This window comes from Pseudomonas khorasanensis, from assembly GCF_014268505.2.
Taxonomy (GTDB): Bacteria; Pseudomonadota; Gammaproteobacteria; order Pseudomonadales; family Pseudomonadaceae; genus Aquipseudomonas; species Aquipseudomonas khorasanensis.
In genome coordinates this window covers 1-7065 of record NZ_JABWQP020000025.1, presented here as the reverse complement: position 1 = coordinate 7065, position 7065 = coordinate 1, and the positions used below count along the sequence as shown (strand labels likewise).

The following is a 7065-nucleotide window of genomic DNA, read 5'->3' as shown; positions in this document are numbered from 1 at the left end:
TAGGGTGCCCGGGAGGCGAAATCGCCCGGTGGGTGACCCTGTGTTATCAAGGAGCGTGCCAGGTTTTGTGAGGAGCCCGGATGGCGGGGGTGCGGCGGCGGTCGACCATCATTCGGTGCGATTTTCAGGGTGGAAAACGGGAGAAAGTGCGCAAGAAGTTGCGCAGTACTGCGCAACTTCTTGCGCACTTGGCTACAGGCCTTTATCGGCGTGGGCTGTAGAGCATTTACCCCCTGGAATATTACGACCGACTGCGCAACTTCTTGCGCAGTTGGGCATTTACCGAGGCCGGGGGTTGCTTCGCGAGCAGGCTCGCTCCCACAAGGGATCTGTGGTTTGCCCTGAGTTCGAATTCACCCGCGAAACCTGTGGGAGCGAGCCTGCTCGCGATGGCGTCTGTTCAGGCGAATCATTGACGACTGATAAACCGCTATCGCGAGCAGGCTCGTTCCTGCAAGGAAGCAGGGACGCAAGTTAAAAAGCGTCTTATAAATGAATCACCGCGCTCGGCTATACTCCCCGCATTTCGATCAGGCACGAGGATTCACTGTGAAGAACTGGACGTTGCGCCAACGCATTTTGGCGAGCTTTGCGGTGATTATCGCCATCATGCTGTTGATGGTGGTGCTGTCCTACTCACGGCTGTTGAAGATCGAAGCGAGTGAGAACAGCGTGCGTGACGATGCGATTCCCGGCGTCTATTACAGCTCGATGATTCGCGGTGCATGGGTCGATAATTACTTGCAGACCCAGGAATTGCTGGGCCTCAAGGAAGGCCAGGGCGTGTCCAGCGAAGACGCGGCGGACTACAAGGCCTTCGAGGCGCGACTGCAAGAGCAGATGGCCAACTACCGCAAGACCATGGCGACCGATGAGGACCGTACCGAGTTTGCCCTCTTCGAGAAATACCACGACAGCTACGTTCAGATTCAGGACGCCGTGCTGGACCTGCACCGTCGCAACCTGGAAGCCGACGCGATCAAATTGTTCAATGAAAAACTGACCCCGGCCTGGTACACCGGGCGGATGAAACTCAACGACATCATCAGCGAAAACAAGGTTGTCGCTGACACGGCCATGGCCAACATCGACGATGCCGTAGCGTCGGCCAAAATCAGCATGATTGTCTCTTTGCTGGTCGCCGTACTGGTTGCCGGTCTGTGTGGACTGCTGTTGATGCGCGCCATCATGGCGCCCATGAACCGCATAGTGAAGATTCTCGAAATCATGCGCACCGGTGACCTCAGCTCGCGTCTGAACCTCGATCGCAAGGACGAGTTCGGCGCTGTCGAAACCGGCTTCAACGACATGATGACCGAGCTGACGTCATTGGTTTCCCAGGCCCAGCGTTCCTCGGTGCAGGTGACCACGTCGGTGACCGAAATCGCCGCCACGTCCAAGCAACAACAAGCCACCGCGACTGAAACGGCCGCCACCACCACCGAGATCGGCGCGACATCCCGAGAGATCGCCGCGACGTCGCGGGATCTGGTGCGCACCATGACCGAAGTGTCCACCGCCGCCGATCAGGCCTCGGTGCTCGCCGGTTCCGGCCAGCAAGGCCTGGCGCGCATGGAAGACACCATGCACTCGGTGATGGGCGCCGCCGATCTGGTCAACGCCAAACTGGCGATCCTCAACGAGAAGGCCGGCAACATCAATCAGGTGGTGGTGACCATCGTCAAGGTCGCTGACCAGACCAATCTGCTGTCGCTCAATGCTGCAATCGAGGCGGAAAAGGCCGGTGAATATGGTCGCGGTTTTGCGGTGGTCGCCACCGAAGTGCGGCGTCTCGCGGATCAGACCGCCGTGGCCACTTACGATATCGAACAGATGGTTCGCGAAATCCAGTCGGCGGTATCGGCCGGGGTGATGGGCATGGACAAGTTTTCCGAAGAAGTGCGCCGTGGCATGTCCGAAGTGCAGCAGGTCGGCGAACAGCTTTCACAGATCATCCATCAGGTGCAGGCGCTGGCGCCGCGGGTGTTGATGGTCAACGAAGGCATGCAGGCGCAGGCCACCGGCGCCGAGCAGATCAACCATGCGCTGGTGCAACTGGGGGATGCCAGCAGCCAGACCGTCGAATCACTGCGTCAAGCCAGTTTCGCCATTGACGAACTGAGCCAGGTGGCCGTCGGGCTGCGCAGCGGCGTCTCGCGATTCAAAGTCTGATGAGCGAAGTCATCGCCAAACGCGGCGCCTCGCCGGTCGCGAAGCGGGCGTTGTTCCTGCTGTTTCGCATCGGCAGCGAGCGCTACGCCTTGCGCGCGACCGAAGTGGCGGAGGTGTTGCCGCGCCTGCCGTTGAAACCGATTGCCCGAGCGCCGCATTGGGTCGCCGGGGTGTTCGCTTACCGGGGCGCCGTGGTGCCGGTCATCGACCTGAGCGCGCTGACGTTTGACCAGCCTGCCGAGGCGCGCACCAGCACGCGGCTGGTGCTGGTGCACTATCGCGCGGATGAGTCACAAGCGGCGCAATGGCTAGGACTGATCCTCGAGCAGGCCACCGATACCCTGCGCTGTCATCCTGAAGATTTTCAGCCCTACGGCCTCGATAATCGCCAGGCGCCGTATCTCGGCCCGGTGCGCGAGGATGCCCAAGGGCTGGTGCAGTGGGTGCGGGTCAACGACTTGCTCGACGAGTCGGTGCGTGCCTTGCTGTTCCCTGATCCGCCACTCGACCCGGCGCAGCTTGAGGCGCAGCCATGAGCGGTGATCAGCGCTTTTTCGATTTCCTCAAGGAACGCATCGGCCTGGATGTCGCCTCGGTGGGCGCGGCGATAATCGAGCGCGCCGTGCGTCAGCGCTCCACGCTTTCGCAAGCGGCCCACGCCGATGAATACTGGCAATTATTACTGGGCTCGCGGGATGAACAGCAGGCGCTGATCGAAGCCGTGATCGTCCCGGAGACCTGGTTTTTCCGTTACCCGGAATCCTTCGCCACGTTGGGGAAGCTGGCGCGCCAGCGCCTCGCCGAGCTGAACAACATGCGCGCGCTGCGCATTCTCAGCCTGCCGTGCTCGACTGGCGAAGAACCCTATTCGATCGCCATGGCTTTGCTTGATGCCGGGCTCAAACCCCATCAGTTCAAGGTCGATGGCATGGACATCAGTCCGCTGTCGGTAGACAAGGCGCGACGCGCTGTGTACGGCAAGAACTCGTTTCGTGGTCAGGATCTGGACTTTCGCGAGCGCCATTTCATGGCTGAGCAGGACGGCCACCGGGTCAATGAATACGTCCGCGAACAAGTCCGTTGGCACGTTGGCAACGTGCTCGATCCGTCACTGTTGGCGAACGAGCCCGCCTTTGATTTCGTGTTCTGCCGCAACTTGCTGATCTACTTCGATCAGCCGACGCAGAAACAGGTGTTCGAAGTGCTCAAGCGCCTGACCCGTGTTGACGGCGTGCTGTTTATCGGCCCGGCCGAGGGCAGCCTGCTTGGGCGCCTGGGCATGCGCTCGATCGGTATCCCTCAGTCGTTCGCCTTCAGCCGTCATAACGATTCGCACCCCGAGCCACTGCCAACGCCCAAGCCCATAGCAGTGCCGGCCAGCCAACCGCCGCGCAGCATCCCGCCAGCGCCGGTGCGCAACCGACCGTTTGCCGCAGTGACGGCTTTGCCTGTGACGAAAAAAAGCGCCAACCCGGATGCAGCAACGTTGCTGGCCCAGATGGCCGCACTGGCCAACGAAGGCAAAAGTGCCGAGGCTCGCGTCGCGTGTGAGCAGTATCTGCGCAGCCATGAACCGGTCGCTCAGGTGTTTTACTGGCTCGGCCTGCTCAGCGATGTCGCCGGCCTGACCCTCGAAGCCCAGGGTTATTACCGCAAGGCTCTTTACCTTGAGCCGCAACACCCCGAAGCGCTGATGCACCTGGCGGCATTGCTGCAGGCCCAGGGTGACAGCGCCGGTGCCCGACGATTGCAGGAGCGCGCCGCCCGCAGCGGGCGCACCGCCGACAGTGAGCGTAAGCGATGAGCCCGTCCGACACCTTGAACGTCACCCACGAAGACGCCCGGGCAATTGACGATTGCTGGAACCGCATCGGCATTCATGGCGACAGATCGTGCCCGTTGCTGGAAGAGCATATCCACTGCCGTAACTGTTCGGTGTATTCAGCCGCCGCTACGCGCTTGCTCGACCGTTATTCCTTGCAGCAGGACGAGCGCGATCCGGTCGCGGCGGCCGTCGAAACCGATGTCAAAACCCGCTCGCTGTTGATGTTTCGCCTCGGCGAAGAATGGCTGGGACTGGCCACGCGCAGCCTTGTTGAAGTCGCGCCGTTGCAGGCGATTCATTCGCTGCCGCACCAGCGCTCCCGGGCCTTGCTCGGCGTGGCCAACGTGCGAGGCGCATTGGTGGCGTGCCTGTCGCTGGTGGAATTACTCGACCTGGACGGCAATGTCGCGCCGGCCAGTGGCACGCGCATAATGCCGCGCATGCTGATCATCGCCGCTCATGGCGGGCCGGTGGTCGTGCCGGTAGATGAAGTCGACGGGATTCATGCCATCGACGAACGCATTCTCGATGCCGCGTCGCAGTCCGGTGCGCAGGCCAGCGCCAAGTACACCCGTGGCGTTCTGCAATACCGGGGTCGTAGCCTGCGCTGGCTCGACGAAGAACAGCTGCTGTCCGCCGTGACCCGGAGCCTGACATGACCCCCGAGCAAATGCGCGACGCTTCCCTGCTCGAACTGTTCAGTCTTGAAGCCGAGGCCCAGACACAAGTCCTCAGTGCCGGATTGTTGGCCCTGGAGCGCAACCCGACCCAGGCCGATCACCTGGAATCGTGCATGCGTGCGGCGCACTCGCTCAAAGGCGCGGCGCGCATCGTAGGCATCGACAGCGGCGTCAGCGTCGCCCATGTCATGGAAGATTGCCTGGTCAGCGCGCAGGAAGGGCGATTGTTGCTGCGTCCCGAGCATATCGATGCGTTGTTGCAGGGCACCGATCTGCTGATGCGTATTGCCACGCCGGCGAATGCACCGCAACCAATGGATATCGAAGCCTATGTGGCGCTGATGGGACGCTTACTCGATCCATCGGCGCCAGCCCCTGTCGTTGTCACGCCACCGATGGCCGAGTTGCAACTCGAGCCGCCTACTCAGCCACCAGCGCTTGCACCTTTGCTGGACGAAGCCGCCGAACCGGCTCCGCGCAAAAACAAACGCACCACCGAAGGCGGCGAGCGCGTCTTGCGCGTCACAGCAGAGCGTCTGAACAGCCTGCTCGATCTGTCGAGCAAATCGCTGGTGGAGACCCAGCGGCTGAAACCGCATCTGGCGACCATGCAGCGTCTCAAGCGCATGCAGAGCAACGGCTTGCGTGCGCTGGAAAACCTCAACGTGCATCTCAAGGAGCATGCCCTGAGCCTTGAGGCGGTCGAGGCACTGGAAGATGCGCGGCGCTTGCTCGCAGAATCCCAGCAATTGCTCAGCGAGAAAAACGCTGAACTTGATGAATTCGCCTGGCAGGCCAGCCAGCGTGCGCAAGTGCTCTACGACACCGCACTGGCCTGCCGCATGCGCCCGTTCGCCGATGTGTTGAGCGGACAGGCACGCATGGTCCGCGATCTGGGCCGCAGCCTCGGCAAGCAGGTGCGTCTGGAAATCGAAGGTGAGAAAACCCAGGTCGATCGCGACGTGCTGGAAAAACTCGAGGCGCCGCTGACCCACTTGCTGCGCAACGCGGTTGATCATGGCATCGAAACGCCGGAGCAACGCGTGCTCAAAGGCAAGCCTGAAGAGGGCCTGATTCGCCTCCGCGCCTCCCACCAGGCTGGTCTGCTGGTGCTGGAGTTGAGCGATGACGGCGACGGCGTCGACCTGGAAAAAGTCCGTCGCAGCATCATCGAGCGGCAGTTATCCCCAGCTGAAACCGCAGCGCAATTGAGCGAAGAGGAACTGCTGACGTTTCTCTTTCTGCCCGGATTCAGTCTGCGCGACAAGGTCACTGAAGTCTCCGGCCGTGGCGTCGGCCTCGATGCGGTGCAGCATATGGTCCGCCAGTTGCGGGGCGCCGTGGTGCTGGAGCAGACGGCGGGCGAGGGCAGCCGTTTCCATCTGGAGGTGCCGCTGACGTTGTCGGTGGTGCGCAGCCTGGTGGTGGAGGTCGGCGAAGAGGCTTACGCGTTCCCGCTGGCGCACATCGAACGCATGTGCGACCTGGCGCCCGAAGACATTGTGCAGGTCGAAGGCCGTCAGCATTTCTGGCACGAAGGCCGTCACGTCGGGCTGGTCGCGGCCAGTCAGTTGCTCAATCGCCCGGCCAGCCAGAACAGCGGCGAAACCCTGAAAGTCGTGGTGATCCGCGAGCGCGAGGCCATTTACGGCGTGGCGGTAGAGCGCTTTGTCGGTGAACGCACGCTGGTGGTGTTGCCGCTTGATGAACGTCTGGGCAAGGTCCAGGACATTTCCGCCGGCGCCTTGCTCGATGATGGTTCGGTGGTGCTGATCGTCGATGTCGAAGACATGCTGCGGTCAGTGGACAAACTGCTCAATACCGGGCGCCTGGAGCGCATCGCCCGTCACGGCAACCAGGCCGCCGAAGCCGCACGCAAGCGGGTGTTGGTAGTGGACGACTCGCTGACCGTGCGCGAGCTGCAACGCAAACTGCTACTCAATCGCGGCTACGACGTTGCGGTGGCGGTGGACGGTATGGACGGCTGGAATGCGCTGCGCTCGGAGAATTTCGATTTGCTGATAACCGACATCGACATGCCGCGCATGGACGGCATCGAGCTGGTCACCCTGTTGCGCCGCGATAACCGTCTGCAATCGCTGCCGGTGATGGTCGTGTCGTACAAGGACCGTGAAGAAGACCGGCGTCGTGGACTGGACGCCGGCGCCGACTATTATCTAGCCAAAGCCAGTTTTCATGACGACGCCCTGCTTGACGCAGTGGTTGAGCTCATCGGAGGAGCGCGGACTTGAGGATCGCAATCGTCAACGATATGCCCATGGCGGTCGAAGCCCTGCGTCGAGCGCTGGCTTTCGAGCCGGCGCATCAGGTGGTCTGGGTCGCGAACAACGGCGCCGAGGCGGTGCAACGTTGCGCCGAATACACGCC

Annotated in this window: 5 protein-coding genes and 1 pseudogene; all 6 read left to right on the top strand. The window is 61.9% G+C overall.

Translation table 11 applies throughout. From position 1 onward, the window contains the following. Positions 1 to 549 precede the first annotated feature (549 nt). Positions 550 to 2172, top strand: a complete 1623-nt coding sequence (locus HU727_RS25330; protein ID WP_186533222.1) for a methyl-accepting chemotaxis protein — start codon at positions 550 to 552, stop codon at positions 2170 to 2172. Further along, complete coding sequence (locus HU727_RS25325) at positions 2172 to 2708, top strand: chemotaxis protein CheW (RefSeq protein WP_186533221.1); 537 nt, start codon at positions 2172 to 2174, stop codon at positions 2706 to 2708. The genes HU727_RS25330 and HU727_RS25325 overlap by 1 nt, the downstream gene beginning before the upstream one ends. Beyond that, entirely contained in the window at positions 2705 to 3976 is a 1272-nt protein-coding gene (locus tag HU727_RS25320; RefSeq protein ID WP_186533220.1) for a CheR family methyltransferase, read from the top strand. Before HU727_RS25325 ends, HU727_RS25320 begins: the two co-directional genes overlap by 4 nt. Further along, complete coding sequence (locus HU727_RS25315; protein ID WP_186533218.1) at positions 3973 to 4656, top strand: chemotaxis protein CheW; 684 nt, start codon at positions 3973 to 3975, stop codon at positions 4654 to 4656. The genes HU727_RS25320 and HU727_RS25315 overlap by 4 nt, the downstream gene beginning before the upstream one ends. Next, on the top strand, positions 4653 to 6929 hold the full coding sequence (locus HU727_RS25310; protein ID WP_186533217.1) for a hybrid sensor histidine kinase/response regulator: 2277 nt from the start codon (positions 4653 to 4655) through the stop codon (positions 6927 to 6929). The genes HU727_RS25315 and HU727_RS25310 overlap by 4 nt, the downstream gene beginning before the upstream one ends. Then, a pseudogene (locus HU727_RS25305) lies at positions 6926 to 7065 on the top strand (chemotaxis response regulator protein-glutamate methylesterase); the annotation flags it as partial. The gene HU727_RS25310 and the pseudogene HU727_RS25305, both read left to right, overlap by 4 nt.

Bases quoted from the DNA above. Each gene is read 5' to 3' on its own strand.
- HU727_RS25325 (WP_186533221.1), top strand. From the start codon at position 2,172: ATGAGCGAAGTCATCGCCAAACGCGGCGCCTCGCCGGTCGCGAAGCGG.
- HU727_RS25320 (WP_186533220.1), top strand. From the start codon at position 2,705: ATGAGCGGTGATCAGCGCTTTTTCGATTTCCTCAAGGAACGCATCGGC.
- HU727_RS25315 (WP_186533218.1), top strand. From the start codon at position 3,973: ATGAGCCCGTCCGACACCTTGAACGTCACCCACGAAGACGCCCGGGCA.
- HU727_RS25310 (WP_186533217.1), top strand. From the start codon at position 4,653: ATGACCCCCGAGCAAATGCGCGACGCTTCCCTGCTCGAACTGTTCAGT.